Annotated in this window: 28 protein-coding genes and 1 pseudogene; 12 read left to right on the top strand and 17 right to left on the bottom strand. The window is 74.3% G+C overall.

Annotated features, from left to right (window positions below):
• Nucleotides 1–45 precede the first annotated feature (45 nt).
• On the bottom strand, nt 46–360 hold the full coding sequence (locus O7618_RS04515) for a hypothetical protein (protein ID WP_278104684.1): 315 nt from the start codon (nt 358–360) through the stop codon (nt 46–48).
• Between the two features lie 88 nt (nt 361–448).
• On the opposite strand from O7618_RS04515, the gene O7618_RS04510 reads away from it, so the two are divergent.
• On the top strand, nt 449–1,216 hold the full coding sequence (locus O7618_RS04510; RefSeq protein ID WP_278104683.1) for a DUF5753 domain-containing protein: 768 nt from the start codon (nt 449–451) through the stop codon (nt 1,214–1,216).
• Nucleotides 1,207–1,392, top strand: coding sequence for a DUF397 domain-containing protein (locus tag O7618_RS04505; protein ID WP_278104682.1), 186 nt, complete (start codon nt 1,207–1,209; stop codon nt 1,390–1,392). Before O7618_RS04510 ends, O7618_RS04505 begins: the two co-directional genes overlap by 10 nt.
• Here O7618_RS04505 and O7618_RS04500 read toward each other — a convergent pair.
• A complete protein-coding gene (locus O7618_RS04500; RefSeq protein WP_278104681.1) occupies nt 1,346–1,798 on the bottom strand; it encodes an SRPBCC family protein in 453 nt (150 codons plus the stop codon). The genes O7618_RS04505 and O7618_RS04500 overlap by 47 nt on opposite strands.
• 56 nt (nt 1,799–1,854) lie before the next feature.
• On the opposite strand from O7618_RS04500, the gene O7618_RS04495 reads away from it, so the two are divergent.
• On the top strand, nt 1,855–2,325 hold the full coding sequence (locus tag O7618_RS04495; RefSeq protein WP_278104680.1) for a YfbM family protein: 471 nt from the start codon (nt 1,855–1,857) through the stop codon (nt 2,323–2,325).
• Nucleotides 2,326–2,356: 31 nt separating this feature from the next.
• On the top strand, nt 2,357–2,779 hold the full coding sequence (locus O7618_RS04490) for a hypothetical protein (protein WP_278104679.1): 423 nt from the start codon (nt 2,357–2,359) through the stop codon (nt 2,777–2,779).
• Here O7618_RS04490 and O7618_RS04485 read toward each other — a convergent pair.
• Nucleotides 2,719–3,006: pseudogene (locus O7618_RS04485) on the bottom strand (SDR family NAD(P)-dependent oxidoreductase); the annotation flags it as partial. The gene O7618_RS04490 and the pseudogene O7618_RS04485 overlap by 61 nt on opposite strands.
• A 94-nt stretch (nt 3,007–3,100) precedes the next feature.
• Here O7618_RS04485 and O7618_RS04480 point away from each other — a divergent pair.
• Complete coding sequence (locus O7618_RS04480) at nt 3,101–3,952, top strand: LysR family transcriptional regulator (RefSeq protein WP_278104678.1); 852 nt, start codon at nt 3,101–3,103, stop codon at nt 3,950–3,952.
• A gap of 218 nt (nt 3,953–4,170) precedes the next feature.
• Here O7618_RS04480 and O7618_RS04475 read toward each other — a convergent pair whose 3' ends face one another.
• From O7618_RS04475 to O7618_RS04445, 7 genes are all read right to left on the bottom strand, one after another.
• The gene (locus tag O7618_RS04475; protein WP_091071806.1) at nt 4,171–4,779 is read right to left on the bottom strand and encodes an ATP/GTP-binding protein; all 609 of its coding nucleotides are present in this window, start codon (nt 4,777–4,779) and stop codon (nt 4,171–4,173) included.
• Nucleotides 4,760–5,149, bottom strand: a complete 390-nt coding sequence (locus O7618_RS04470) for a DUF742 domain-containing protein (RefSeq protein ID WP_278104677.1) — start codon at nt 5,147–5,149, stop codon at nt 4,760–4,762. The genes O7618_RS04475 and O7618_RS04470 overlap by 20 nt, the downstream gene beginning before the upstream one ends.
• Nucleotides 5,146–5,571 carry a roadblock/LC7 domain-containing protein gene (locus tag O7618_RS04465; protein ID WP_278104675.1) on the bottom strand — a complete coding sequence of 142 codons (426 nt, stop codon included), beginning with the start codon at nt 5,569–5,571 and terminating at the stop codon, nt 5,146–5,148. Before O7618_RS04465 ends, O7618_RS04470 begins: the two co-directional genes overlap by 4 nt.
• A 66-nt stretch (nt 5,572–5,637) precedes the next feature.
• Nucleotides 5,638–8,085, bottom strand: a complete 2,448-nt coding sequence (locus tag O7618_RS04460) for a nitrate- and nitrite sensing domain-containing protein (RefSeq protein WP_278104674.1) — start codon at nt 8,083–8,085, stop codon at nt 5,638–5,640.
• Between the two features lie 80 nt (nt 8,086–8,165).
• Nucleotides 8,166–9,716, bottom strand: a complete 1,551-nt coding sequence (locus O7618_RS04455; protein ID WP_278104673.1) for a prenyltransferase/squalene oxidase repeat-containing protein — start codon at nt 9,714–9,716, stop codon at nt 8,166–8,168.
• The gene (locus O7618_RS04450; protein WP_278104672.1) at nt 9,713–10,591 is read right to left on the bottom strand and encodes a terpene synthase family protein; all 879 of its coding nucleotides are present in this window, start codon (nt 10,589–10,591) and stop codon (nt 9,713–9,715) included. The genes O7618_RS04455 and O7618_RS04450 overlap by 4 nt, the downstream gene beginning before the upstream one ends.
• The gene (locus O7618_RS04445; protein WP_278109910.1) at nt 10,588–11,925 is read right to left on the bottom strand and encodes a cytochrome P450; all 1,338 of its coding nucleotides are present in this window, start codon (nt 11,923–11,925) and stop codon (nt 10,588–10,590) included. The genes O7618_RS04450 and O7618_RS04445 overlap by 4 nt, the downstream gene beginning before the upstream one ends.
• A gap of 342 nt (nt 11,926–12,267) precedes the next feature.
• On the opposite strand from O7618_RS04445, the gene O7618_RS04440 reads away from it, so the two are divergent.
• Nucleotides 12,268–12,516 carry a DUF2630 family protein gene (locus O7618_RS04440; RefSeq protein ID WP_278104671.1) on the top strand — a complete coding sequence of 83 codons (249 nt, stop codon included), beginning with the start codon at nt 12,268–12,270 and terminating at the stop codon, nt 12,514–12,516.
• Between the two features lie 133 nt (nt 12,517–12,649).
• Here O7618_RS04440 and O7618_RS04435 read toward each other — a convergent pair whose 3' ends face one another.
• The 3 genes from O7618_RS04435 to O7618_RS04425 all read right to left on the bottom strand — a co-directional run bounded on the left by O7618_RS04435 (nt 12,650) and on the right by O7618_RS04425 (nt 15,282).
• The gene (locus O7618_RS04435) at nt 12,650–13,576 is read right to left on the bottom strand and encodes an RIO1 family regulatory kinase/ATPase (protein ID WP_278104670.1); all 927 of its coding nucleotides are present in this window, start codon (nt 13,574–13,576) and stop codon (nt 12,650–12,652) included.
• Nucleotides 13,577–13,739: 163 nt separating this feature from the next.
• A complete protein-coding gene (locus tag O7618_RS04430; protein WP_278104669.1) occupies nt 13,740–14,384 on the bottom strand; it encodes an HAD-IA family hydrolase in 645 nt (214 codons plus the stop codon).
• 55 nt (nt 14,385–14,439) lie between these two features.
• Entirely contained in the window at nt 14,440–15,282 is an 843-nt protein-coding gene (locus O7618_RS04425) for a carbon-nitrogen hydrolase family protein (RefSeq protein ID WP_278104668.1), read from the bottom strand.
• A 79-nt stretch (nt 15,283–15,361) separates the two neighbouring features.
• Between O7618_RS04425 and O7618_RS04420 the strand changes: the two genes are divergently transcribed.
• From O7618_RS04420 to mug, 6 genes are all read left to right on the top strand, one after another.
• The gene (locus O7618_RS04420; protein WP_181569362.1) at nt 15,362–15,934 is read left to right on the top strand and encodes a TetR/AcrR family transcriptional regulator; all 573 of its coding nucleotides are present in this window, start codon (nt 15,362–15,364) and stop codon (nt 15,932–15,934) included.
• Nucleotides 15,935–16,026: 92 nt separating this feature from the next.
• A complete protein-coding gene (locus O7618_RS04415; RefSeq protein ID WP_278104666.1) occupies nt 16,027–16,953 on the top strand; it encodes a TIGR04222 domain-containing membrane protein in 927 nt (308 codons plus the stop codon).
• Nucleotides 16,950–17,768, top strand: a complete 819-nt coding sequence (locus O7618_RS04410) for a DUF692 domain-containing protein (RefSeq protein ID WP_278104665.1) — start codon at nt 16,950–16,952, stop codon at nt 17,766–17,768. The genes O7618_RS04415 and O7618_RS04410 overlap by 4 nt, the downstream gene beginning before the upstream one ends.
• On the top strand, nt 17,765–18,211 hold the full coding sequence (locus tag O7618_RS04405; protein WP_278104664.1) for a hypothetical protein: 447 nt from the start codon (nt 17,765–17,767) through the stop codon (nt 18,209–18,211). The genes O7618_RS04410 and O7618_RS04405 overlap by 4 nt, the downstream gene beginning before the upstream one ends.
• Before the next feature lie 32 nt (nt 18,212–18,243).
• Nucleotides 18,244–19,005 (top strand): SDR family oxidoreductase, encoded by a 762-nt coding sequence (locus tag O7618_RS04400; protein WP_278104663.1) that lies wholly within the window; start codon nt 18,244–18,246, stop codon nt 19,003–19,005.
• A 53-nt stretch (nt 19,006–19,058) separates the two neighbouring features.
• On the top strand, nt 19,059–19,640 hold the full coding sequence (gene mug, locus O7618_RS04395; RefSeq protein ID WP_278104662.1) for a G/U mismatch-specific DNA glycosylase: 582 nt from the start codon (nt 19,059–19,061) through the stop codon (nt 19,638–19,640).
• Here the strand turns inward: mug and O7618_RS04390 are convergent.
• From O7618_RS04390 to O7618_RS04375, 4 genes are all read right to left on the bottom strand, one after another.
• Nucleotides 19,637–21,619: an ABC transporter ATP-binding protein gene (locus O7618_RS04390; RefSeq protein WP_278109909.1), complete on the bottom strand. Its 1,983-nt coding sequence runs from the start codon at nt 21,617–21,619 to the stop codon at nt 19,637–19,639. The genes mug and O7618_RS04390 overlap by 4 nt on opposite strands.
• 116 nt (nt 21,620–21,735) lie before the next feature.
• Entirely contained in the window at nt 21,736–22,503 is a 768-nt protein-coding gene (locus O7618_RS04385) for an enoyl-CoA hydratase/isomerase family protein (RefSeq protein WP_278104661.1), read from the bottom strand.
• A 46-nt stretch (nt 22,504–22,549) separates the two neighbouring features.
• Nucleotides 22,550–22,777 (bottom strand): helix-turn-helix domain-containing protein, encoded by a 228-nt coding sequence (locus O7618_RS04380; RefSeq protein ID WP_007072022.1) that lies wholly within the window; start codon nt 22,775–22,777, stop codon nt 22,550–22,552.
• A 176-nt stretch (nt 22,778–22,953) separates the two neighbouring features.
• Complete coding sequence (locus O7618_RS04375) at nt 22,954–24,561, bottom strand: ABC-F family ATP-binding cassette domain-containing protein (protein ID WP_278104660.1); 1,608 nt, start codon at nt 24,559–24,561, stop codon at nt 22,954–22,956.
• Nucleotides 24,562–24,609: the final 48 nt, after the last annotated feature.

Raw genomic sequence — 24,609 nt, 5'->3', positions numbered from 1 at the left:
CCCTTGTTAACAGACGTCTGTTAACAAGGGGCCCCTCCTTACATCTCAGCGGAGGCGGAGGGCGACGGCGCGCGCCTCGGCGTCGGTGAGCGGCAGGAACCACAGGAACCGCCGCACGATGGCGACCGGGTCCGGGCCGTCGGGCCGCCCGCGCAGGTCGCGGATGGCCTGCCGGGTGATCCGGGAGAACTCGGGGATCAGCGTGGCGCGGCGGGCCGCGTCGGTGGGCGTGGCCCGCAGCGTCGGGCACGGCCAGGGCTCGCCGCAGCGGTCGCAGCGCCAGGCCGGACCGCACGCACGGTGCGCGGGCAACGGCAGCACCACCCGGGGGTACGCGAGGCTCGGTGTCGGGTCGGTCATGACTCCACCGTGCCTACCGTGTTCGAACAATCACACAGCGTTGGGTAAACTCCTTCGGACGCTTTCTTTGCTCCGGGGAGGAACCGGCATGAACCATGCCTTCGTCACGGCGCTGGCCGGCTCGGGTCACACCGCCGAGAGTCTGGCGGAACGGCTCGGCCTGCACCCGAAGACGGTGGCTCGCTGGGCGAACCCCGGGCACATCCCGCAGAGCCGGCACCGGGCCACCGTCGCCGACCTGCTCGGCCAGCCGATGGACGTGCTCTGGCCGGACGTGGGCCGCCGCCGTGAGCCGGTCTGGTTCCGCCCCTGGGTGGACATCGAGCGCGAGGCGGTCGCGCTGCGCGCCTTTCAACTCGCCTGGGTGCCGGGCCTGTTGCAGACCGAGGCGTACGCGCGGGCCACGTTCCTCGGCCAGCCGCTCACCGACGACGAGGTCACCGACCTGGTCGCGGCGCGGCTGGACCGGCAGGGCATCCTGGACCGCCCGCGCGGGCCACTCTATGTCGTGGTGCTCGACGAGCAGGTGCTGCGCCGCGCGGCAGCCGGCGACCGGGCGCTGATGGCCGCACAGGTGGCCCACCTGGCGGCCTGCGCCGAACTGCCGAACGTGCAGCTCCACGTGGTGCCCGCCGACACGCCGACCTATCCGGGGCTGGACGGCCCATTCGTCATCGCCGAGCTGCGCGATGGCGCCCGGGTGGCGCATGTGGACAGTCAGGCGCAGGCGCAGATCATCGAGCAGCCCTCGGAGATTGCTACCCTGGAGCGTCGGTGGGAACGCATCCGGGGCGAGGCACTGCCCCGCGCGCGGACCCTGGAACTCCTCGAGGAAGTTGCGGCGGCATGGACCTGAGCGGCGCCCGGTGGCGCAAGAGCACCCGCAGCGGCGGCAACGGCGGCGACTGCGTCGAGGTCGCCGGCAACCTGCCCGGGGTGGTCGGCGTACGCGACTCGAAGGACCCGACCGGGCCGGTGCTCACCTTCACCCCGGCCGCGTGGACCCGGTTCGTGACACTGACCCCGCGCTGAGGGCCCCGTCGGCGTCCTCCAGCACCGCCTTGAGCCGGGCCAGGTCGCCCTGGACCAGCGCGGCGTCCCGCTCGAAGTCGGCGTCGCTCATGCCGGGGCCCCGACGCAGGCTGAACACCACTTCTGTGCCGTCGCCGTCGGCGATGGCGCGCAGCGGCACGTACACCGTCTCACCGGCCGGCGTGTGCACCTCGTGGTCGAGCACGCCGTGGTCGTTGGCCGGGGCGAACGTCAGCCGCGCCCGCCCCTCGGGGGTGTCCACGAACCAACGGCCATCCTCGCGGGTCACCGAGCCACCCAGGCCGGGCGCCCAGCGGGGCAGGTTGGCCGGGTCGGACGCGAACGCGTAGACCGCCGCCACCGGGCGGTCGATGTGCACGCTGAGGTGCCGGGATCGGGTGCTCACGCCGCCGATGATGGCACGACCGTCGTACCGCTGCGCTAGCGTGCCGCACCATGGGCATGGTTCTCATCGGACGCCGGCTCTCCGGCCCGGAACTGACGGCGGCGGCGGCCGACCCGACGACGGTGGCGCCGTTGTTGCACGGCGACGACCCCCTCCTCGATCTGGACAAGTCCTGGCACGGGTTGCACTACCTGCTGACCGGGACCGCGTGGGACACCGACGACGGCGCCGGGGCGGCGATCCTCGGCGGCGAGCCGATCGGCGACGACGTCGGCTACGGCCCGCCCCGGCTGCTCACCCCGGACGCCGTCCGCGCGGTGGCCGACGGGCTCGACGCGGTGGACGACGCGACGCTGCGTGCCCGCTTCGACCCGGCCGCCATGACGGCCGAGGGGATCTACCCGGCCATCTGGCACGACGGCGACGACGAGTTCGACACCTACCTCTGGCCGAACTTCGTCGCCCTGCGTCGCTTCTACCGCACCGCCGCGACGCAGGGCGAGGGCGTGCTGCTGGCCGTCACCTGACCGACGCCGCTTACCGGTAGCGTGGCCCGCCATGGGACTGGACGCGTACGTGTCCTGCCGGTGCTGGCAGGACGACCTCGCCACGCCGTGCCCGGTCGGGCCGGTCGGCCACGACGAGGACGGCCACCTCGCCCTGCTCCAGACCGGCGCGTACGACGCGGCGGCCGACCACGCCTTCCACGCCTGGCGGGCCGGGGACGCCTGCCCGCACCCGCACATGGAGCTGGTGAGCGAGGGCGTCGCCAACTGGACCGGTGTACGGCTGTTCCAACAGGCGCTGCGCGCGGCCGGCGCCAACCGCTTCCCGACGCTGACCGCCGCTCTGCCGGACCGTAACGACGGCGGTCTTCCGGCCGACCGGGCCGCGGACGCGCTCGCCGAGTTGGACGCGTTCGCCGCGCCCTGCCGCGGCGTCCGCACCCCGCTGAAGCCGTTCAGGTCGGTCGCGGTGTAGCCGGGGCATCCGGCGTTGACCAGGACGTTCGTGTCGGCCAGCGCGCGGGCGTACTGGATTGTCACCGCGTTGAGCATCGACTTCGACGGGGCGTAGGCCACCTCCCGCCGCTGCTCGTCCCGGGCGCCGACGCCCACCCGCCAGCCCAGGGCGCCCAGCCCGGCCGCGATCTCGTACCCGATTCCCTTGTTCGCGCCGGTGACCAGCGCGATCGTGCGTTCGCTCATGCGGTCGATCCTGTCCGCGCCGCCACCGGCCAGCCAACACCGTCTCGGTAAGGACCGATACCCGCCGGGTATCGGGCCGGGATACGGTGGCCGGATGGAGACGCGGGAGCTGCGCTACTTCGTCGCGGTCGCCGAGGAGCTGCACTTCGGGCGGGCCGCGCGCCGCCTCGGCATCGCCCAGCCGCCGCTGTCGCGGGCGATCCGACAGCTCGAACGGCGACTCGGGGCGACGCTGCTGGAGCGCGACAGCCGGGCCGTCAGCCTGACCCCGGCGGGTGCGGTGCTGCTGCGCGAGGGCCGGGCCGCGCTGGACGCGGTGGCCGCCGCCGACCGCCGCACCCGCCGCGCCGCGTCCGCCGTGGACGGCGGGCCCGGCCTGGTGCTCGCCGCGAAGGCCGGGGCGTCCGGCGAGCTGCTGCCGAAACTGCTCGACGCGTACGCCGCCGAGCCCGACGCGGTCGCCGTGGAGGTGCTGCTGTGCGGCATCGGGGAACAGGAACGGCTGCTGCGCGACGGCCGGGCCGACGTGGCCCTGCTGCATCTGCCGTTCGACTCGACGGCCGGGCTCGACATCGAGGAGCTGGTGACGGAGCAGCAGGTCGCGGTGCTGCCGACGGCGCACCCGCTGGCCGCCCGGGCGAGCCTGCGCCTGGCCGATGTCGAGTCGTTGCCCGACCTGCCGCTGCCACGCTGGCCGCTGCGGAACGGCACGTACCCGGACGGCACGGGCCCGGAGGTCCGTGAGCACGCCCAACTGTTCCAGCTCATCGCGCTCGGCCGGGCGGCCGTCCGTCACCTGCCCTCGACGGCGAGGGACGCCGCGTCCCGGGCGTGTCGGACCAGGAATAGTGATGAGGTTGAGGCGGTATACCTGTCAGTCATATTCATGACTGACAGGTATACCGCTCACAAGCAGACTGTCCTTCACGCCGGTAACGCTGGGTAACCAGAGCGCCGAGGCGTCGCCACTCGCCTAGGCGAGCAGGTCCTTGCGCATCTGCTGAGTGACCACCCGATAGCCGGACATCCGGTAAAGCCTGGCGGCCGTCGGGCCCCTCCTCGGCGGTCCAGTTGCCCGCCGTGACGTGTTCCCGCGCGTACTCGACGGCCAGCTCCTGCTGCCAGCGGCCGAACTCCGCCGCGGACATCGCCCGGACCGTCAGGTCAGTCACCGGCGGCCCGCCGACGCGCCTCCCGCAGCTTCATGGCGTGCTCCAGCAGCGTGATCAGCACCTCCTTGGCGGACTCGCGCTGCCGCGCGTCGCAGAGCACCACCGGCACGCCCGGGTCCAGGTCGAGCGCCGCCTGCACCTCGTCCAGCCGGAACGTGCGGGCGCCCTCGAAGCAGTTCACCGCCACCACGAACGGCGTGCCCCGCCCCTCGAAGTAGTCGATCGACGGGAAGCAGTCGGCAAGCCGGCGGGTGTCGGCGAGCACCACCGCGCCGAGCGCACCGAGCGCCAGCTCGTCCCAGACGAACCAGAACCGGTCCTGCCCGGGCGTGCCGAACAGGTAGAGCACCAGGTCGTCGCTGATGGTGATCCGGCCGAAGTCCATCGCCACGGTGGTGGTCGACTTCTCCTCCACACCGGACAGGTCGTCGATGCCGATCCCGGTCTCGGTCAGCACCTCCTCAGTGCGGAGCGGTCGGGTCTCGCTGACCGCGCCGACCATGGTGGTCTTGCCCACGCCGAAACCGCCGGCGATCAGGATCTTGATCGCGGTGGGCAGCGGCGCCGCTCCCGCCGGCCGCTCAGAGCGCCCGTAGTCCATTGATTACCGCCTCGAAAACGTGCTCGTCGGGAAGGCCGGCGGGGGTGGCGCGCGGCTCGCGTACCTGCACCAGGCTGCGGGCGGCCAGGTCTCCGAGGAGAACCCGGACGGTGCCCACGGGCAGGTCGAGATGGGCGGCGATCTCGGCCACGGACTGGATCCGCTGGCAGAGGCCGACGATCGCCACGTGCTCCGGGCCGAGCCCGGACTCCGACCCCACCTCGTTCCGCGTCGCGGTCACCAGGGAGATCAGGTCGAACGTGCCGGTCACCGGGCGCGCCCGGCCACCGGTCACCGCGTACGGGCGGACCACCGGGCCCGCGTGGTCGTCCACCCACTCCTGCTCCGTCGGATCCCCCGGGGCGGTCATCGCGCCGTGGTCTCGCCGAGGGGCTGTTCCCGGGTCGGTGACGCGACGAACCGGCCGACCCGGGTGACGAGCATGGCCATCTCGTAGGCGATCAGGCCGACGTCCGCGTCCTCCGACGCCAACACCGCGAGGCAGGCGTTCCGGCCGGCCGCGGTGACGAAGAGGAACGAGGACTGCATCTCGATGATGGTCTGCTGCACCTGACCACCGCCGAACCGCTTGCCGGCGCCGCGGGCGAGGCTCTGGATGCCCGCCGCCATCGCCGCCAGGTGCTCGCCGTCGTCCCGGCTCAATCCGCGGGACGAGGCCATCAGCAGTCCGTCGGTGGAGAGCGCCACGGCGTGTTCCGCCTGCTTGACCCGGCCGACCAGGTCATCCAGCAGCCACGCAAGATCCGCGCTCGAAGCCGTCTTCTGCGCCACTCGTCGTCCTCTTCTCCCCGGCTGGTGTGCCGTTCTCGTCCCGGAACCGTCGGCGTCGACGTCCGGTCAGGTGGCTTGCTCGTTGTCGTCGGCCGGCCCGCCGCCGGCCCCGTGCGCCCCGCCGAGCAACCGTGCCGCGTCGGTGCGGCCGCGTCGGGTCCCGCTCTGGTAGGAGCTCATCATCCGGCGTACCTGCTCCGGCGCGCGCGCCGCGTCCTCCACCCCGTCGGCGTCCGCATCGGACTGCTCGTGCCGCAGCTCCGGGTTCAGACTGGCCTGACGCACCCGAACCGGCAACCCCGCGTCGGTCACCGGCGCGGGCGCTTCGGCCGCCGCCGGCGCCGGCGCCGCGCGGGTCTCGACCATGGCCAGCTCCGCGGTCGGCCCGGCCACCGCCGGTTGCCGTTTGCGGATACGCGCCGGCAGGCCGGACGGGGTCAGCCGGGGAGCCGCCGGCTCCGGCTCGACCTCGGGCGTACCCGGGTCGGCCGGGGTGGCCGCGCCGGCGTCGCCGTCCTCGACCGGCTCGACGGCGGCGGTCTCGTCATCGGAGCGGGCCGGCGGAGACGCGGGCTCGCCGGCCGGCGACGGCACCGGAGCGGCGGTCACCTCACGGGCGCCGCCGAAGCCCCCACCGTCCTCGGTGATCAGCTCGCGCGGAATCAGCACCACCGCCGTGGTGCCGCCGTACGCGGACTCCCGCAGCTGCACCCGCACGCCGTGCCGCTCGGTGAGCCGGCTGACCACGAACAGGCCGAGCCGGGCCGCGTCGGCCAGGTTCAGCTCGGAGCGGTCGACGATGCGCGCGTTCGCGGCGGCCAGCTCGTCGCCGCTCATGCCGAGGCCCCGGTCCTCGATCTCGATGGCGAAGCCGTTGGCGACCAGTTGGCCGCGCACCTCCACGGTGGTCTGCGGCGGCGAGAAGGACAGGCCGTTCTCGATCAGCTCGGCCAGCAGGTGGATCACGTCGCCGACGGCGCGGCCGGTCAGCGACACCGCGCCCAGCGGCCGGACGGTCACCCGGGTGTAGTCCTCCACCTCGGCGACCGCGCCGCGCACCACGTCGACCATCGGGACGCTGCGTCGCCAGGCGCGCCCGGGCGTCGAGCCGGAGAGCACGATCAGGTTCTCCGCGTTGCGCCGCATCCGGGTCGCGAGGTGGTCGACCCGGAACAGGTCCTCCAGCTCCTCGGCGTCGTGTTCGCGGCGTTCCATGGCGTCGAGGAGGGTGAGCTGGCGGTGCACCAGCGCCTGGGTGCGCCGGGCCAGGCTGAGGAACACGTCGCGGACGCTGCGGCGCAGCTCGGCCTGCTCGACGGCGGTGCGGACGGCGGTTTCCTGCACCACGTTGAAGGCCCTGCCGACCTGGCCGATCTCGTCGTCGCCGAACTGCAGCGGTGGCGCCTCCCGTCCGACGTCCACCTCCTCGCCCCGACCGAGCCGCTCCACCACGCTCGGCAGCCGCTCGTTGGCCAGCCGGAACGCCGCCTCCCGCAGCCGCTCCAGCTGCCGGACCAGCGCCCGGGCGGTGGTGATCGAGACGATCACGGACGCGACGACGGCGATCAGGCCGAGGCCGGCGGCGAGCACCAGCCGGACGATGACGCCGACGGCGACCGGGGTGGCCCGGGAGACGATGTCCTCACCACCGGCGAGGATCACCCCGCGCAGGTCGGCCATCGCGCGGTCGGCGGCGGCCCGCCAGGCGTCGGCGGTGACCGGCGGGCGCACGTCCTCGCCCTTGGCCGCGAGCACCCGGTCCTGGAGGGTGCGCAGCTGCCCGAATGCCTCTCCCTCGACCATCTGCTGGTAGCGGGCCCGGTCGGTCGGGGCCAGCTCCCGGGCGGTGCGGTCGGCGAGGAACCACTGCGCGCCCACCAGCCGGGCGAACGCGGTCTGCTCGGCGACGGTCAGCCGGTTGGCCGCGACCGCGCCGGTGAGCAGGGCGTCCTGTTGGGACAGCAGCTCACGGGAGCGGTTCAGGTCGATCAGCGCGGCGGTGTCCCGGGCGATCTGGTCGTCGTCGAGGCCGCCGAGCGCGTCGAAGACCGCGAAGATCCCGTCGACCGCCTCGTCGTACGCGGTCAACGTGGCGGTGCGGTCGATGGTCTTGCGGCCGACCTCGTCACGAACCTGGGTGAGCTGGCCGATCTCGGTCCTCAGCTCGGCGAGCCGCTGCTCCAGCTCGTCGCTGGCCGGGACCTCGGTGCGCCAGTCCTGCACCGAGTCCCACAGCGTCGTGGCCGCCTCGTCGGTGCGCCCACGCTGGGCCTGCAACTCCTGCAACTGCGCGGGATCGGACTCGCCCAGGTAGCGCAACGACAGGCGGCGCTCGTTCTGCAGCTCCAGCAGCAGCGGGTCGCTCGGCTCGAAGACCCGCGCGTTGAGCGCCTGCACGCCGAGCAGGTTGAACCCGTCGCGCACGGTCACCCAGGCGGCGAAGCCCCAGAGCGCGATCAGCGACGCCAGCAGGGCGATGATCTTCGTACGGAGATTCGTACTGCGTGAACCCATCACACCGTCCTGGCCCGGTCTTCGGTCGGCTCGAAATCCGATCGACTCCGGCGCACGCTAGCAGCCGTCGTGAACTCCATTCAAGCGATCCTGATCATGGTGGGTGCCGGCTGCGTCGATGCCCGGCCGGCACGGCCCGAGGCGGCCAGCACCGCCGCGCGCACGATCAGCGTCGGTCGGTAGAGGTCCTTGTCGTGCCAGAGTGCCGGAGCGCCGTCGCGTCCGTCCAGCTCGGACAGGCGGGCGCGTCCCCGCGTCAGCGCCGCGGCGATCCGCGCGTCCCCCGCACGGCCCGCGCCGGCCAGCGCGAGCACCGCGTACGCGGTCTCCTCGGCGGTGCCGTGCCAGCGCCCCCACGAGCCGTCCGGACGCTGCGTGTCCAGCAACCAGCCGACCCCCCGCTCCACGGCGCCCCGGGCCGCGCCGTCAGGCGCGTGGTCGGCCAGGGCGAGCAGCACCGCGTGGGTCGCGTAGTAGGCGGAGGCGTGCCAACGGTCGTCCCACCGACCGTCCGGCTCCTGCCGCGCGACGAGCCACTCGGTCACCCGACGGCGGGCCGCCGTGACGCCCGGGCGGCTGGGGTGCTCGCCGAGCGCGTCGAGCACGTGCGCGTTGGTGGTCAGCGACGCCCCGTCCTCCCCCGGCCAGGTGCAGAAGTGCCGCCCGGTGTCGTACCCGGCGAGCGGGCCGACGCCGGGCGACCGGCCCAGCCGGGCCAGCACGTAGAGCGTGACCGCCGTGGTGTCGGCGTCGGCCGGCAGGCCGGGCGCGGTGGCCGCGCCGGACGCGCCGACTGCGGCGCGCAGCTCGGCCACCACCGGCTCGGGCACGCGCACCGGGACACCGGCCCGGGTCAGCGCGGCGAGCACCCAGGCCCGCTCGAAGACGGTGATCGGGCTGGCGCAGGGCACCGGGCCGGACCGGGCGACCGCGCGCAGGTAGTCCAGGGCGGCGCCGGGTTCGGGCCGGCCGAGCCAGGCGGCCGTGGCGGCCGGTGACGCGCCCACCGACCCGCTCGCCGAGGGACGCACACCCGCCGCCCGGTGGGCCAGTTCGCCGGCCACCTCCAGCGCGTGCGCCAGCTTCTCCGGGACGGGGCGGCCGGCGGCCAGCAGGCCGCGTACCCGGGTCAGGCGGGCCGGGTCGAGACCGGCCGGCAGCGGCAGGCGGGGCCGGTCCGCCCACTCGGCCAGCCCGGGCGGCGGTCCCGCCGGCCCGGTGAGACGCCGGTCGACGGCGGCCAGCAACGCCGGCACGATCAGGTCGGTGGCCGGCAGGTCGGGCGGGGTGCCGGCGCGCAGCGCGCCGGCCAGGAACGTCAACCCCCGGTGCGCGGCGGCGGGCGCGGCGGCCGACCCGTCGCGGTGCAGCACGGCCAGCAGGGCCTCGACGGCGCTCACCGTCGGCACCAGCGCGTAGCCGCCGGGGCCACCCCAGCCGCCGTCCGGGTGCTGCCGGGCGAGCAGCCAGGCCAGGCGGGCGTCGTGGCCGGGCAGCCAGGGCGCCAGCGCGACCAACCGGCCGGTCTCGTAGACCGACGGCGAACTCTGCCCGGCCGGGTCGTGGGCGAGCGCGTCGACCAGTTCGCGGGCGGGTCCGGGCCGGGTCGCGGGCCGGGCGGTGAGACTCACCGCACGCCCCAGAAGTCGGTGTGCCGGTAGAACCCGGTGGTGTAGCCGAGCTGCCGGGCCAGGAAGTCGGCCTCCCGGGGCACCTCGCCGGCCAGGTCCGCCAGCAGCACCCGGCAGCTGTCGACCTGCTCGGCGAACCGCCGCTCGATCTCCGCCGGGTCGTCCACCAGCAGCAACGCGTTGAGATCGCCCGACTCCACGTCGCGGCGGTGGGTGCCGAGGTCGTTGACCAGCCGCAGGGCCCGCTGCACCTCGTCGCCGACCTCGACGAGCCGGTCCAGGGTGGCGACGTCGCGCGCCGACCCGGTGTGGATCCAGTGCGCCACGTTGACCGCGGTGGCGGCGAGGTTGTCCGCGTTGGCGAGATAGTCGGCGAGCGTCGGGCGCGTGGCGTCGCCGCGCCACGTCCACTCGCGGGCCATCGCGGCGAGGGTGCGGTCCATCGTGGCGCGCCAGCGCCCGCGCAGCGCGTCGTAGCCGGGCGCGGCCGCGACGTCGTCGCGCAGCTCGACGAGGAACCGGCCCAGCGGGTCGTCGGCGTCGGCGCCGTCGAGCACGTCCAGGCAGGTGCCGGCGATCCGGTCGACCTCGGCCCGGCTGGTCGCCTGATGGTCGACGAGCCAGTCGACCGCGAAGCCCCACAGCACGGCCCGGTTGGTGACGGCCAGCTCCGCGGCGGTGTGCCAGGGGGCGCTGAACGCCATCGCGGCGGCGATGCTGCTGAACAGCGTCGCGTCGAACGGCTCGCCGGGGAACAGCTCCGGGTGGGCCGCGGCGGCCTTGCCCAGGGCGCGCTGACCGTGCGCCGCGAGCGCGCAGATCCGGCCCTGTTCCGCGGCTGCGGCGATCGGGTCCGGCGCCGGCAGGCCCGTCACGCCGACTCCGCCCGGCCGGCGGCGAGCAGCGTCAGCTCGACGCGTTCACGCGGTCGCAGCGCCGCGGCCAGGCGCAGCCCCGGCACGTCGGTGCGGCGCAGCCGGAAGCGGTAGCGGCCGAGCATGGTGGCGAGGATGAGCTGAGCCTCCAGATAGAACAGGTTCATGCCGAGGCACTGGTGCGGGCCGCCGCCGAACGGGAAGTGGGCGTACCGGTGGCGGGCCCGGACCCGCTCGGGCCGGAACCGCTCCGGGTCGAACTCGTCCGGGCGGTCCCAGAACTGGCCCATCCGCTGGGTGATCAGCGGGCTGACCGCCATGGTCGCCCCGGCCTCGATCGGCACTCCGTCGATGACGTCCTCGGCGACCGCGCGGCGGGGGATGATCCAGCCGATCGGGTAGAGCCGCAGCAACTCGTCGAGCACCATCCGGGTGTAGGTGAGCCGACTCAGGTGCTCGCGGCGTACCGGCCCGCCGCCGACCACCTCGTCGATCTCGGCGTGGAGCCGCTCGGCGACCTCGGGGTGCTGGTGCAGGTGGGGCCAGGCCCAGGTGAGCACGTTGATGGTGGTCTCGGTGGTGGCCGCGAACATGGCCACGGTGTCGTTGCGGACCTGCCGCTCGTCGAGCTGCCGGCCGTCGTCGGTGCGGGCCCGCCAGAGCGTGGAGATGATGTCGTCGGCCGGGCCGGCGTCGTCGCGGGTCTGCCGGACGATCGGCACCAGCACGTCGTCGACGACGCGTACCGCGCGGCGGAACGCGCGGTCGCCCGGCATGGGCAGGGACAGCGGCGCGAACGGCACCACGATCCGCGGGATGACGGCGGTGGCGATGCGGTCCTGGGCCTCGATCACGCGCATCGCGTCCGGCACCGAGATCCGGTCGGCGAAGAGCACCTTCATGATCGCCCGGCTGACGATGCGGGCCTGTTCCACGCCGATGTCGACGGGCCGTCCGGCGCGGTACGGCTCGTCCAGCTCGTCGACGGCGTCGCTGATGGCCCCGGCCATGCCGTCGATGAGCGCGTCGACCCGCTTGGCGGTGAACATCGGTTGCAGCATCCGGCGGCTGGCCGACCAGATCTGTCCCTCGCCGAGGATGCCCTCGCCGAACAGCCGCTTGACCGGGCGCCAGAACAGGCCGTCGCCGGCCCGCTCGTAGTTGTCCGCCCGGTCGCGCAGCACGTACTGCACGTGCCGGGGGTGGGTGACCAGGTACGGACGGAACGAGCCGAGGTTGAGCCGGACGAGGTCGCCACCGGTGCGGTTGCCGATGTCGATCAGCGCGCGGGCCGGGTCCCGCAGGACGGCGGGCAGGATATGTCGCAACGGCACGGTGCGCGGCCGCCCGGCGGGTCGGGACGGGCCGGACGAATCGACCACCTGAACGCTCCCTCGGGTTGACTGAGGGTCGCTACCCCGCGTCGACCCGTGAACGCTGCTGGTGAGCATGCCATCCTGAGCGGTGAATCAAAAGACGGCTCGGAGAATATTTCACTTAACAACAATCTCTTTGTCGAGAATGGAGCCGGTGGGATATGCGTCACGCCGCAAGCCTTCCGGCGCAAGGCGGGGCCCCCGCTTAACGCTTCCGGTATAGGCGGGGCCCCCTGTTAACACCCGTCTCCGGCAGCGGGAACGCGGGCGCGGGGGCGTCCGCTGTGCCAAGCTTCGGGCATGGACGACAAGACCATCCTGAGCCGGATCTCGGAACTCGTCGACGAGGAGCACCGGCTGCGCGCCGGCGCGCAGGAGCACGAGGCCGGCACCGACGACGAGGCGCGCGAGCGGCTGCGGCACCTGGAGGAGTCCCTGGACCAGTGCTGGGACCTGCTCCGCCGCCGCCGGGCGGCCCGGCAGGTCCATGGCGACCCGGACGCCCAGGGCGAGCGCCCGGTGCCGGAGGTCGAGCGCTACCTCCAGTGACCCGGCGGCCGGGCGGCACGGCCCGGCCCTCGCCCGGCTCGGGACCGGTGCGGCCCGACCGCGCCTCCCGATGGACCGGTACGACGCGCCCGGTGTCCCGGGCGGGATCGGTCCCGCCCGGGACATCCGCGGGTCAGCGGAGGCCCGCCTCCCGCAGCAGCGTCCCGGTCAGCGCCACCGGATCGGCGGCGGAGGCCGGCAGCCCCCGGGCGGTGAACCAGGCGGCCACCACCCGCACGTCGCGGGCCAGGAACTCGCCGCCCTGCGGGTTGGCCACCACGTCGACCACCTGCGGCAGGTCGATCATGACCAGCCGGTCGGCGTGCACCAGGAGGTTGTACGGCGACAGGTCGCCGTGGGCGTACCCGGCACGGGCCAGCACCACGAGCGCGTCGACCATCTGCGCCCACAGGTCACGCAGCTCCGCGCCGGTGGGCCGGACCTGGGCCAGCCGGGGCGCGGCCTCGCCCGCCTCGGCGTCGCCCACGAACTCCAGCATCAGCTCGGTGCCGAGCAGCTGCACCGGGTAGGGCACGGCGATCCGCCCGGAGGCGGCCCCGATCTCCCAGAGTCGGGACAGCGCGGCGAACTCGGCCGCCGCCCACTGCCCGGCGATCATCTGCCGGCCGAACGCGGTGCGGCCGGTCATCGCCCGCATCTCCCGCGAGCGGCGGACCCGTCGGCCCTCCAGGTAACCGGCGTCGCGGTGGAAGAGCCGGTGCTGCGCGTCGCGGTAGCGCTTGGCCGCCAGCAGGCAGCCGCGGTCGGCGTCCGGCACGGCGCGGCGGACCAGGTGGACGTCCGCCTCCTTGCCGGTCTTGAGCACCCCCAGCTCGGTGTCGCGGGCGGCCAGCTCGGTGACCAGCCAGGCCGGGTGCGGCTCGGGGCCGTGGACGGCCTGGTCCCACGAGGACCAGCGGTCCTCGGTGTCGGGCTCGGCGTCCGGGTCGGCGAGGGTCGGCTGGGGCCGCCCTCGCTTCAGGAACTGCGGTTCGTCGTCGTCGAAGCGGCTCTTGCCGCGGCCACGGCGCTGCGGCGCCGGGAAGTCGTAATCGCGCACGGGTGGGTCTGTCCTTCGATCGAGGCTGGTGGAGGCAGGTGGATGGACCCTGCAAAGACGGCTATGACCGACCTCCTCTCCTCGACCGGGCGACACCCGGCTGCGCCCTCGCGCGGCACCATGCTCGTGGGCCGCACCGGGCGGGTCAACCGGTTTTCCCCGCTCAGCCCGCCAGCACGGCGGCCACGGCCGGGATCACCCCGTCCTCCACCCGGGTCGGCGCGAACCGCGGGTCCGACCAGCGCCGGCCCCGGTGTAGCCAGACGCTGGGCAGGCCCACCGCGGTCGCGCCGCCGATGTCCGCCTCGGGGCTGTCGCCGACCACCCAGGACCCGCGCAGCGGCATCCGGGCCCGCTGGGCGGCGAGCGCGAAGATGCGCGGGTTGGGCTTGCTGACCCCGGCCTCCTCGGAGATCACCCAGTCCGCGACGTACCGGTCCAGACCGGTCTTGCGGATCTTGGTGTCCTGCTGGCGTGCGGCGCCGTTGGTGACCACGACCGGCACCCAGCCGGCGTCGGCGGCGATCCGCAACGCGCACGCCACCAACGGGTCCAGGCGCGAGTGCTCCACCACCCCGTCGTGCAGCTCGTCGACCAGGTCGATCGAGGGGATGCGCAGGCCGTAGCGGTCGCGGATGGCGTCCGCCACGTCCCATCGGTTGGTCAGCCCGTCGGCGTCGACGGACACCAGCCAGTCGAGGTCGGCGGGCGGCGCGCCGACGCTGTCCAGGAAGCGTGCTCCCCAGGCGCGGAACGGCCCGTCGCGGTCCAGCAGGGTGTTGTCCAGATCGAGCAGGAGCAACGGCACCTGAGCACCCTACGGGAACGGCCGGAGCGCCGGCAGGGCCGAGGGGCCCCTTCGCTCAGGCGACGAACGAGACGCGGGCCGCCCCGGCGTCCGGCAGCCGGTCGAGCAGCATGGTGTGCGCCGCGCGGGTGTCCGCCAGGACGGTCGGGTCCAGCGTGGCCACCAGCACGTCCTCGCCGGTGTCCGCGCCCCGGGCGAGGGGTCGGCCCTCCGGGTCGTAGACCGCCGCGCCACCGTTGAACCGCCACGGGTCCGCGCCGCCCACCGCGTTGGCGAAGACCACGAACATGGTGTTGTCCAGCGCGCGGGCGGCGTAGTAGAGGTCACGGCGGTGCGCCGAGCCGGCCAGGTAGCCGCTCGGGCAGAGGTAGCCGTGCGCGCCGTCGGCCGCCGCCGCCCGGCCGTGCTCGGGGAAGCAGCCGTCGTAACAGATGCCGAGGCCGAACCGCCACGTGTCGACAACCAGCGTGGCGCCCCGCCGGCCGGCGTCGAACAACTCACGCTCGCCGCTCCAGAGCTGCTGCTTGTCGTACGCGGCGGTGACCGTGCCGGCGGGGTCGACGACGAGCGACGAGATGGTGCGTCGACGGTCGGGGTGCCGGACCGCCGCGCCGATCACCACTGCGGCTCCGGTGTCCCGGGCGGCGGCGCGCAGCGGGTCGAGCCTGGGGTCGTCGACCCGCCCGTCGGAGTCGGCGGCGACGTCCGTCCCGCCGGGGTCGGCACCCAGCGTCGGCGGATGGTACGCCGGCAGGAACAGCTCGGGCAGCACCACCACGCGGGCGCCGGCGGCGCGGCCGACCAGACGGGCGGCGGCGGAGGCGTTGCCGGCGACGTCGCCGGGCGCCGGTTCGGCCTGGACGGCGGCGACGGTCAGCGGGGCGGTGGGGAGGGGCACGACCGGGATCGTAGCGAACGGTTCTCGCAATCCGTACGTACGGTTTGCATCGACCCTGCCCACCTGCGACGATCGTGCCGTGCCCAGAGTAAGTCAGGACCAGCTCGACGCGCGCCGGCAGGAGATCCTCACCGCGGCCCGGGCGTGTTTCGCCCGGCACGGCTACGAGGGCGCCACCGTGCGTCGGCTGGAGGAGGCCACCGGCCTTTCCCGGGGCGCGATCTTCCACCACTTCCGCGACAAGGACTCGCTCTTCCTCGCCGTGGCCGAGGACGACGCCGCCGCCATGGTGGAGACCGTCGCCCGCAACGGCCTCGTCCAGGTGATGCGAGACCTGCTGGCCCGCGCCGTCTCGCCGGACACCACCGGCTGGCTCGGCAGCCAGCTCGAGGTCTCCCGCCGGCTGCGCACCGACCCGGCGTTCGCCAAGCGCTGGTCCGAGCGCTCCGCGGCCATCGCCGAGGCGACCCGGGAACGCCTGCTCCGCCAGCGCGAAGCCGGCGTGCTGCGCGACGACGTGCCGATCGACGTGCTCGCCCAGTTCCTGGAGCTGGCCTACGACGGGCTGGTGCTGCACCTGGCGATGGGTCGGCCCGCGGGCGACCTGACCCGCGTGCTCGACCTGGTCGAGGAGGCCGTCCGCCGGCACTGAGTCTCGGTCCGGTAACTGCCCGCACCGAGGAGGTCAACGTTGGCGCACCTGCTCCACAATGGGCCGCGATCCCCTCGCGACAGGAGCAGCCCATGACCGTCCTCGCGGCCGACACCTGGGGCGTGCCCGGCCCCGTCTTCCTGCGCTGGTACCTCGTCGCGGCCGTCGTCCTGGTCGTCGTCACGGCCGTCCGCCGGTTCCGCGCGCTGGCCGGCACCGCCGTGACCGATCACGGCGCGCTCGGGCCGCAGCAGGTCGCGTACCTCAACGGGGGTGACCAGCTCGCGGTCTGGACCTCGCTCGGCGGGCTGCGCCGGGCCGGCGCGGTCGGCGTGCACCCGGACCGGCGGCTGGCTCCCGGCGGGCCGCTGCCGGCCGGCGTCACCCCGCTCGACCAGGCCGTCCACCACGCCGCCAGCCGTGGCCTGCGCACCCGCGAGCTGGCCCGCGACGAGTGGGTCCGGCGGGCGCTGGACGAGCTGCGCGACGGGCTGGTCCGCCGGGGCCTGGCCCTGCACCCGGAACGCCGTCGCACGCTGCGACGCGGGTCCACGGCGCTCGGCCTGCTGCTGGCGCTCGGCGTCGTCCGCGCCTTCGTCGGCCTGACCAACGGCCGGCCCGCCGGCTTCCTGCTCCTCGCCCTGTTCCCGCTCTTCGTCGCGTTCGTGCTGCTCAACCGCGTGCCGTGGCGCACCCGGGCGGCCACCGCCGCGCTGCGCGACCTGCGCCGCCGGCACGCCTGGCTGCGCCCCACCGCCGCCCCCGCGTACGCCACCTACGGCCCGTCGGACGCGGCCCTGGGCGTGGCGCTGTTCGGCACCGCGACGCTCTGGACCATGGACCCGGGTTTCGCGGAGCAGGCCGAGATCCAGCGCCAGGCGATGGGCACCGCCGGCAGCTCCGGCACCTCGTGCGGCGGTGGCGGCAGCTCCTGCTCCGGGGGCGGCAGCTCCTGCGGCGGCGGCAGCTCCTCCTGCGGCGGCGGCGGGTGCGGGGGTGGCGGCGGGTGCGGCGGATGAGCGGCCCGTCCGGCGTCGGCATCGGCTGGCGCCCCGAGATCGCCGGCTTCGTGGCCGGGCTGCCGGGGCTGCGCTTCGTCGAGGTGGTCGCGGAAGGGGTGAACCCGACCGGACCGCTACCCGACGGCCTGGCCGAGCTGCGCGAGCGCGGCGTCACCGTCGTACCCCACGGGGTGCGCCTCTCGCTCGGCGGCGCGGAACCTGTCGACCCGCACCGGGTGGCGCACCTGGCCGGGGTGGCCGAGGCGCTGGCGGCGCCGCTGGTCAGCGAGCACATCGCGTTCGTGCGGGCCGGCGGGCTGGAGGCCGGTCACCTGCTGCCGCTGCCGCGCAGCCGGGAGGCGGTGGCCGCGGTGGTGGCCAACGTGCGGCGGGCGCAGGCCGAGCTGCCGGTGCCGCTGGCGCTGGAGCCGATCGCGGCGCTCTTCGACTGGCCCGACGACGAGCTGGACGAGGCCGACTTCCTCACCGAGATCCTCGACGCCACCGGGGCGCTGCTGCTGCTCGACGTCGCGAACGTGCACGCCAACGCCCGCAACCGGGGTGGCGACGCCGCCGCGCTACTGGACCGGCTGCCGCTGGAACGGATCGCCTACGTCCACGTGGCCGGCGGCGCCGAGGCCGGCGGCTACTACCACGACACCCACACCGACCCGGTGCCCGCCGAGGTGCTCGACCTGGTCCGCCGGCTCTGCGCGCGACGTCGCCCGCCGGCACTGCTGCTGGAGCGCGACGGCCACTACCCGCCCGCCGCCGAGCTGCGCGGCGAACTGGACGCGCTGGCCGCCGCCTCCGGCCACCCGACGGTCACGTGAGCGGCGACCTGGCGGCCCGGCAGGCCGAGCTGGTCGCCGCGCTGGTGGCCGGCGGTCCGCTGCCGCCCGGCTTCGCCCCGGCGCCGGTGGACGCGGCCCGCCGGGCCCTGCTGCGCAAGCGGGCCGGTGACGTGGCCCGGCACTGGCCGCTGCTCGCCGCCGGCCTCGGCGCCGACTGGCCCGCGACGTTCGCCGGGTGGGCGGACGGCCGCCCCACCAACGGTTCGCTGCGCGACGGCTGGGACCTCGCCCGCGAGTTGCGCGGGCGGGGCACGCTGCCGCCGCTGGGCGCCGAGGAGCTGGCGGTGCGCGAGGCCGCGAGCCGCTACGACGGCCGCGCCGCGCCCCGGCCCCGCCGGCTGCCGGCGTTCGCGCGCACCGGCGGCGCCGTCGCGGTGCAGCTCGCCGGCCGGGTACGCCTGCTGCGGCCCGCCCCGCGCTGACAGACGCCCGTCCGGTACGGCAGGATCGGGCGATGGATCTCGGACTGGCCGATCGGGTGTACGTGCTGACCGGCGCCTCCGGCGGCCTCGGCTTCGCCACCGCCGAGCAGCTCGTCGCGGACGGCGCCCGAGTGGTGATCTCCGCCCGGGCCCCGGAACGGGTGGCCGCCGCCGTCGAGGCGCTCGGCGACCCGGCGCGCGCCATCGGGCTGACCGCCGACCTCGCCGACCCCGGCACCCCGGAGCGCCTCGTCACGGCGGCGCGCGAGCACTTCGGCCGCCTCGACGGCGCGCTGATCTCGGTCGGTGGCCCGCCCCGGGGCACCGCCGCCGAGGTCACCGACGCGCAGTGGCGGGAGTCGTTCGAGACGGTCTTCCTGGGCAGCGTCCGGGTCGCCCGCACGGTGGCCGGCGCGCTCACCGACGGCGGTGCGATCGGCCTGGTGCTGTCCACCTCGGTACGCGCCCCGCTGGCCGGCCTCGGCATCTCCAACGGCCTGCGACCCGGCCTGGCCGGCGTGGCGAAGGACCTGGCCGACGAGTACGGTCCGCGCGGCGTGCGGGTGCTGAGCCTGCTGCCCGGGCGGATCATGACCGACCGCAACCGGGAGCTGCTGGCCGCCACGGGTGACGCCGACCGGGCCCGCGCCGAGGCGGAGGCGGCCATCCCGCTGGGCCGCATCGGCGACCCGGCCGAGTTCGGCCGGGTGGCGGCGTTCCTGCTCTCCCCTGCCGCCGGCTACGTCACCGGGGTGACCGTGCCGGTCGACGGCGGCGCCCTGCGCGGGCTGTGAACGACCGACGCCGACCCGCGGGCGGGCGGCCCGGGGCCGCCCCCGGTCCGGGCGTGCCGGCCCGCCGTCATCCCCGGCCCAGCCGGGAGCAGCTCGCCGCCGCGGCCGACCGCCTGCTGCCCGACCTGATCGCGCCCGGGCTGGACGTGCTCTTCGTCGGCATCAACCCCGGCCTGTGGTCGGCGGCCACCGGCTGGCACTTCGCCCGCCCGGGCAACCGGTTCTGGCCGGCGCTGCACCGGGGCGGGTTCACCCCGCGCCTGCTGCACCCCAGCGAGCAGGACGAGCTGCCCGCCCTCGGGCTGGGCATCACCAACATGGTGGCCCGGGCCAGCGCCCGCGCCGACGAACTGACCGCCGAGGAGTTGGTCGACGGCGCGCGGGTGCTCACCGCGAAGGTGGAGCGGCACCGACCGCGCTGGGTGGCGGTGGTCGGGGTGACCGCCTACCGGATCGGGTTCGCCCGACCGAAGGCCGGCTTCGGCCCGCAGCCGGAGCCGCTCGGGCCGGCCCGGCTGTGGGTGCTGCCCAACCCGAGCGGGCTGAACGCGCACTTCACCCCGGAGACGCTCGGCGCCGCCTTCGGTGAACTACGCGCCGCCGTCACCACCGGTCGGCCACCGGTCGCTCGCTAGTTGGCAGCGGCCGGCGGCATGGCCTCCTGGGCGACGTAGGTGCCCATCGGCACCGTGGTCACCATCGGCTCGGGCTGCTCCGGCTCGGCGAAGGGCGCCGGGGAGTCGGTGACCGCGAACTGGGTGCGGTAGAGCTCGGCGTAGAGACCGCCGACGGCCACCAGCTCGTCGTGCCGGCCCCGCTCGACGATCCGCCCCTCGTCGAGGACCAGGATCTGGTCGGCGTCGCGCACGGTGGAGAGCCGGTGCGCGATCACCAGCGCGGTGCGGCCGGTCAGCGCCACCGCGAGCGCCCGCTGCACCGCCGCCTCGCTCTCCGAGTCGAGGTGCGCGGTCGCCTCGTCGAGGATCACGATCGACGGCGACTTGAGCAGCAGCCGGGCGATGGCGATGCGTTGCTTCTCGCCGCCGGAGAAGCGGTAGCCCCGCTCCCCCACCGTGGTGTCGAGCCCGTCGGGTGTGGCCCGGACCAGGTCGGCGACCTGCGCGCCGGCCAGCGCCGCCCAGATCTCGTCGTCGGTGGCGTCGGGCTTGGCGTAGCGGAGGTTCTCCCGGATCGTCTCGTGGAACAGGTGCGAATCCTGGGTGACCACGCCGATCTCGTCGCGCAGCGAGGCGAGCGTCGCGTCGCGCACGTCGACGCCGCCGACCAGCACCTGGCCGTCGCTGACGTCGTAGATCCGGGAGATCAGCATGGACAGCGTCGACTTGCCGGCGCCGGACGGGCCGACCAGGGCCACCATCTGCCCCGGCTCGACGGCGAACGAGACGCCCTTGAGCACCGGCTCGTTGACCGTGCGGTCGAGTGTGGCGACCTCTTCGAGGGAGGCCAGCGACACCTCGGCGGCGCTCGGGTAGCGGAAGCGCACGTCGCGGAACTCGACCCGGCCGTTGCCCCGGGGCACCGGCACGGCGTCGGGCTTCTCCTCGATGCCGGGGCGCAGGTCGAGCACCTCGAAGACCCGGTCGAAGGAGACCAGCGCGCTCATCACGTCGACCCGGACGTTGGAGAGCGCGGTGAGCGGACCGTAGAGGCGGGTGAGCAGCAGCGCCAGCTTCACCACGGTGCCCGCGCTGACGGCGCCGGCGACGGCGAGCCAGCCGCCCAGCCCGTAGGTGAGCGCCTGGGCGAGCGAGGCGACCAGCAGCATCGCCACGAAGAAGGTGCGGGAGTACATGGCGGACTGGATGCCGATGTCGCGGACCCGTTCGGCCCGGGCGGCGAACCGGGTGGCCTCCACGTCCGGCTTGCCGAAGAGCTTGACCAGCAACGCGCCCGAGACGTTGAACCGCTCGGTCATGGTCGCGTTCATCTTGGCGTCGAGGTTGTAGGACTCGCGGGTGATCTCGGCGAGCCGCTTGCCCACCCGGCGGGCCGGGATGATGAAGATCGGCAGCAGCACCAGCGCCAGCACGGTGATCTGCCAGGAGAGCACCAGCATCGCCCCGGCGGTGAGCACGAGCTGGATGACGTTGCTGACCACCCCGGACAGCGTCGAGGTGAACGCCCGCTGGGCGCCGAGCACGTCGTTGTTGAGCCGGCTGACCAGCGCGCCGGTCTGGGTGCGGGTGAAGAACTGCAGCGGCATCCGCTGGACGTGGTCGTAGACCCGGGTGCGCAGGTCGAGGATGATGCCCTCGCCGATGCGTGCCGAATACCACCGCTGGGCCAGCGAGAAGAGCGCGTCGGCCACCGCCAGCGCGGCGATGATCAGGGCGAGCCGGACGACCGTGGACCGGGCGTCGGGGCCGCCGCCGGCGATCGCGTCGATGACGTCGCCGGCGAGCAGCGGGGTGGCCACCCCGATCACCGCGGCCACGATCACGGTGACCAGGAAGACGACGATGTCGCGCCGGTAGGGCTGGGCGAACGCGACGATCCGCCGGGCGGTGCCGCGCTTGAGCCGGTGCGCGGAGACCTCGTCGCGGTTGCGCAGGGACCGGAGCATGCTCCAGCCGCCCATGCCGCCGCCGGCCATGGGGTTGGACATCCGTCACCTCCGGGTCGTCGGGCAGCATGAACCGTCGGGTTGATTCTCCCGACGCCTGTGACAACCTCGCGAGTAACCCAGATCTTCCCGAACGGTCCTTACTGCTATTCGCCCCGTCCGGCCAGGTCCCGGATCCGCCTCGTCTGCGCCTCGCGCTCGGCCCGCTGTTGCTCGGCGTGCGAGCGGCCGGCCGCGCCGGCGAGCAGCGCCTTGATCTCCACGATCGCGTCGCGGTTGTTGGCGAGCAGCCCGGCCGACAGGTCACCGACGGCGGCGTCCAGCTCGTCGTTCGGCACCACCAGCGTGGCCAGGCCGATCCGGTCGGCCTCGGCGGCGTCCATCCGGCGGCCGGTAGCGCAGATCTCCAGGGCCCGGGAGTAGCCGACCAGCTCGACCAGGCGGCGGGTGCCGGCCAGGTCGGGGACCAGGCCGAGGGTCACCTCGGCCATCGAGAGCTTGGCGTCCGCGGCGAGCACCCGCATGTCGCAGGCGAGGGCGAGCTGGAAGCCGGCGCCGATGGCGTGGCCCTGCACCGCGGCGATGGAGATGACGTCCGGCCGGTGCAGCCAGGTGAAGCCGTCCTGGTAGCCGGCGATCCGGTCGGCGCACTCGGCCTCCGGCAACGTGGCCAGCTCGGCGAAGGAGCCCGGCCCGGAGGCGCCGGCGACCGCCAGGTCCAGCCCGGCGGAGAAGGAGCGGCCCTCGCCGCGCACGACGACGACCCGCACGTCACCGGGTAGATCCCGGGAGAAGTCGCTCATGGCGCGCCACATCGCCGGGGTCTGGGCGTTGAGCACGTCGGGCCGGCACAACGTCACCGTCGCGACCGGCCCGTCGCAGTCGAGTCGTACTCCGGTCGTCTCGGCGGTCACCGGACCGCCCGGAGCGCGACGCTGATGGACGACGCTGGGGGGCGGGTCACGCCTTCTTGCGGCGCCGGGCGCCGCCGCGCTGCCGCAGCTGCACCCCGGACTCGGTGAGCACCCGGTGGATGAACCCGTAGGAACGGCCGGTCGAGGCCGCCAGCGCACGGATGCTCTCACCCCCGGTGTACCGCTTTACCAGGTCTTTGGCGAGCGTCTGACGCTCGGCCCCGACGATCCGGCGACCCTTCTCAGTGCTGGTGGCTGTGCCGGTGGCTGCCATGCTGATTCCTCACGTCCCAGACTGTGCGGTTCGGATACGGTCCCACCTATTAGACCGCCTCGGACGATCATGCGCCAGATATCAACTATTCGCCAACCGACACGCTACGCAAAGTCAACTTCCCGATAGAGTGATCCTCCCGACCGTCCGGTCCGTACCGCCCCGCCCCGCCGAGGTCAGGCCAGCTCGACAAGTTCGAGGAGGTCGTCGGACCAGGCGTCCTCGTCGCCGTCGGGCAGCAGGATGGCACGGTCAGGCTTGAGCGCGGTGACCGCGCCCGGGTCGTGGGTGACCAGCACGATCGCGCCGGGATAGCGGGCGATCGCGTCGAGCACCTGCTCCCGGCTGACCGGGTCGAGGTTGTTCGTCGGCTCGTCCAGCAGCAGCACGTTGGCGCCCGAGCAGACCAGGGTGGCCAGCGCCAGCCGGGTCTTCTCGCCGCCGGAGAGCACGCCGGCCGGCTTGTCGACGTCCTCGCCGGAGAAGAGGAACGCGCCGAGGATCTTGCGCAGGTCGGTGTCCGTCTGGTCCGACGCGGCGCTGCGCATGTGCTCCAGGATCGTCCGGTCCACGTCCAGCGTCTCGTGCTCCTGGGCGTAGTAGCCGAGCCGCAGGCCGTGCCCGGGGCGCACCTCGCCGGTGTCCGGCTCCAGCAGGCCGCCGAGCATCCGCAGCAGGGTGGTCTTGCCGGCGCCGTTGAGGCCGAGGATGGCCACCCGGGAGCCCCGGTCCACCGCGACGTTCACGTCGGTGAAGATCTCCAGCGACCCGTACGACTTGGAGAGGCCGGCGGCGGTCAGCGGCGTCTTGCCGCACGGCGCCGGGTTGGGGAAGCGCACCTTGGCCACCCGGTCGGCGACCCGGACCTCGTCGAGGCCGGAGAGCAGCCGCTCGGCGCGCCGGGCCATGTTCTGCGCGGCGACGGTCTTGGTGGCCTTGGCGCGCATCTTGTCCGCCTGGGCCATCAGCGCGCCGGCCTTCTTCTCGGCGTTGGCCCGCTCCCGGCGGCGGCGGCGCTCGTCGGTCTCCCGCGCCTCCAGGTACGCCTTCCACCCGAGGTTGTAGGTGTCGACCACGGACCGGGTGGCGTCCAGGAACCAGACCTTGTTGACCACGGCGTCCAGCAGCGAGGCGTCGTGGGAGATCACGATCAGGCCGCCCTTGTGGTTGCCGAGGAAGCCGCGCAGCCAGGTGATCGAGTCGGCGTCGAGGTGGTTGGTGGGCTCGTCGAGCAGCAGGATGCCGCCGCCGTTCTCGCCGGCGTCGCGGAACAGGATCCGGGCCAGCTCGATGCGCCGGCGCTGACCGCCGGAGAGCGTGCCGATGGTCTGCGCCAGGGCGCGGTCGGGCAGGCCGAGGTTGGCGCAGATCCGGGCCGCCTCGGCCTCCGCCGCATAGCCGCCGAGCGAGGCGAACTGGTCCTCCAGGGTGCCGTAGCGGCGCACCAGCCGCTCGTCGTCGGCCCCCTCGGCGAGCTTGTTCTCCAGCTCCTTCATCTGGGCCATGAGCACGTCCAGGCCGCGCGCGGAGAGCACCCGGTCCCGCCCGGTGACCTCCAGGTCACCGGTGCGCGGGTCCTGGGGCAGGTAGCCGATGGCGCTGCGCCGGTCGATCTGTCCGGCGTACGGCTGGCCCTCCCCGGCGAGCACCTTCAGGGTGGTGGTCTTGCCGGCGCCGTTGCGCCCGACCAGGCCGATCCGGTCGCCCGGCTGCACCCGCAGGGTGGTGTCGGACAGCAGGATCCGGGAACCGGCGCGCAGTTCCAGGCCGGTGGCAGTGATCATCTCGGAGTACTCGCTCTCGGGGTCCGGAAGGGCTGACTCAGGGCACGC

This window comes from Micromonospora sp. WMMD980 (assembly GCF_029626035.1).
Classification (GTDB): domain Bacteria; phylum Actinomycetota; class Actinomycetes; order Mycobacteriales; family Micromonosporaceae; genus Micromonospora.
Note: the sequence above shows the minus strand (reverse complement) of the source record. Positions and strands in the feature narration are given on the sequence as shown.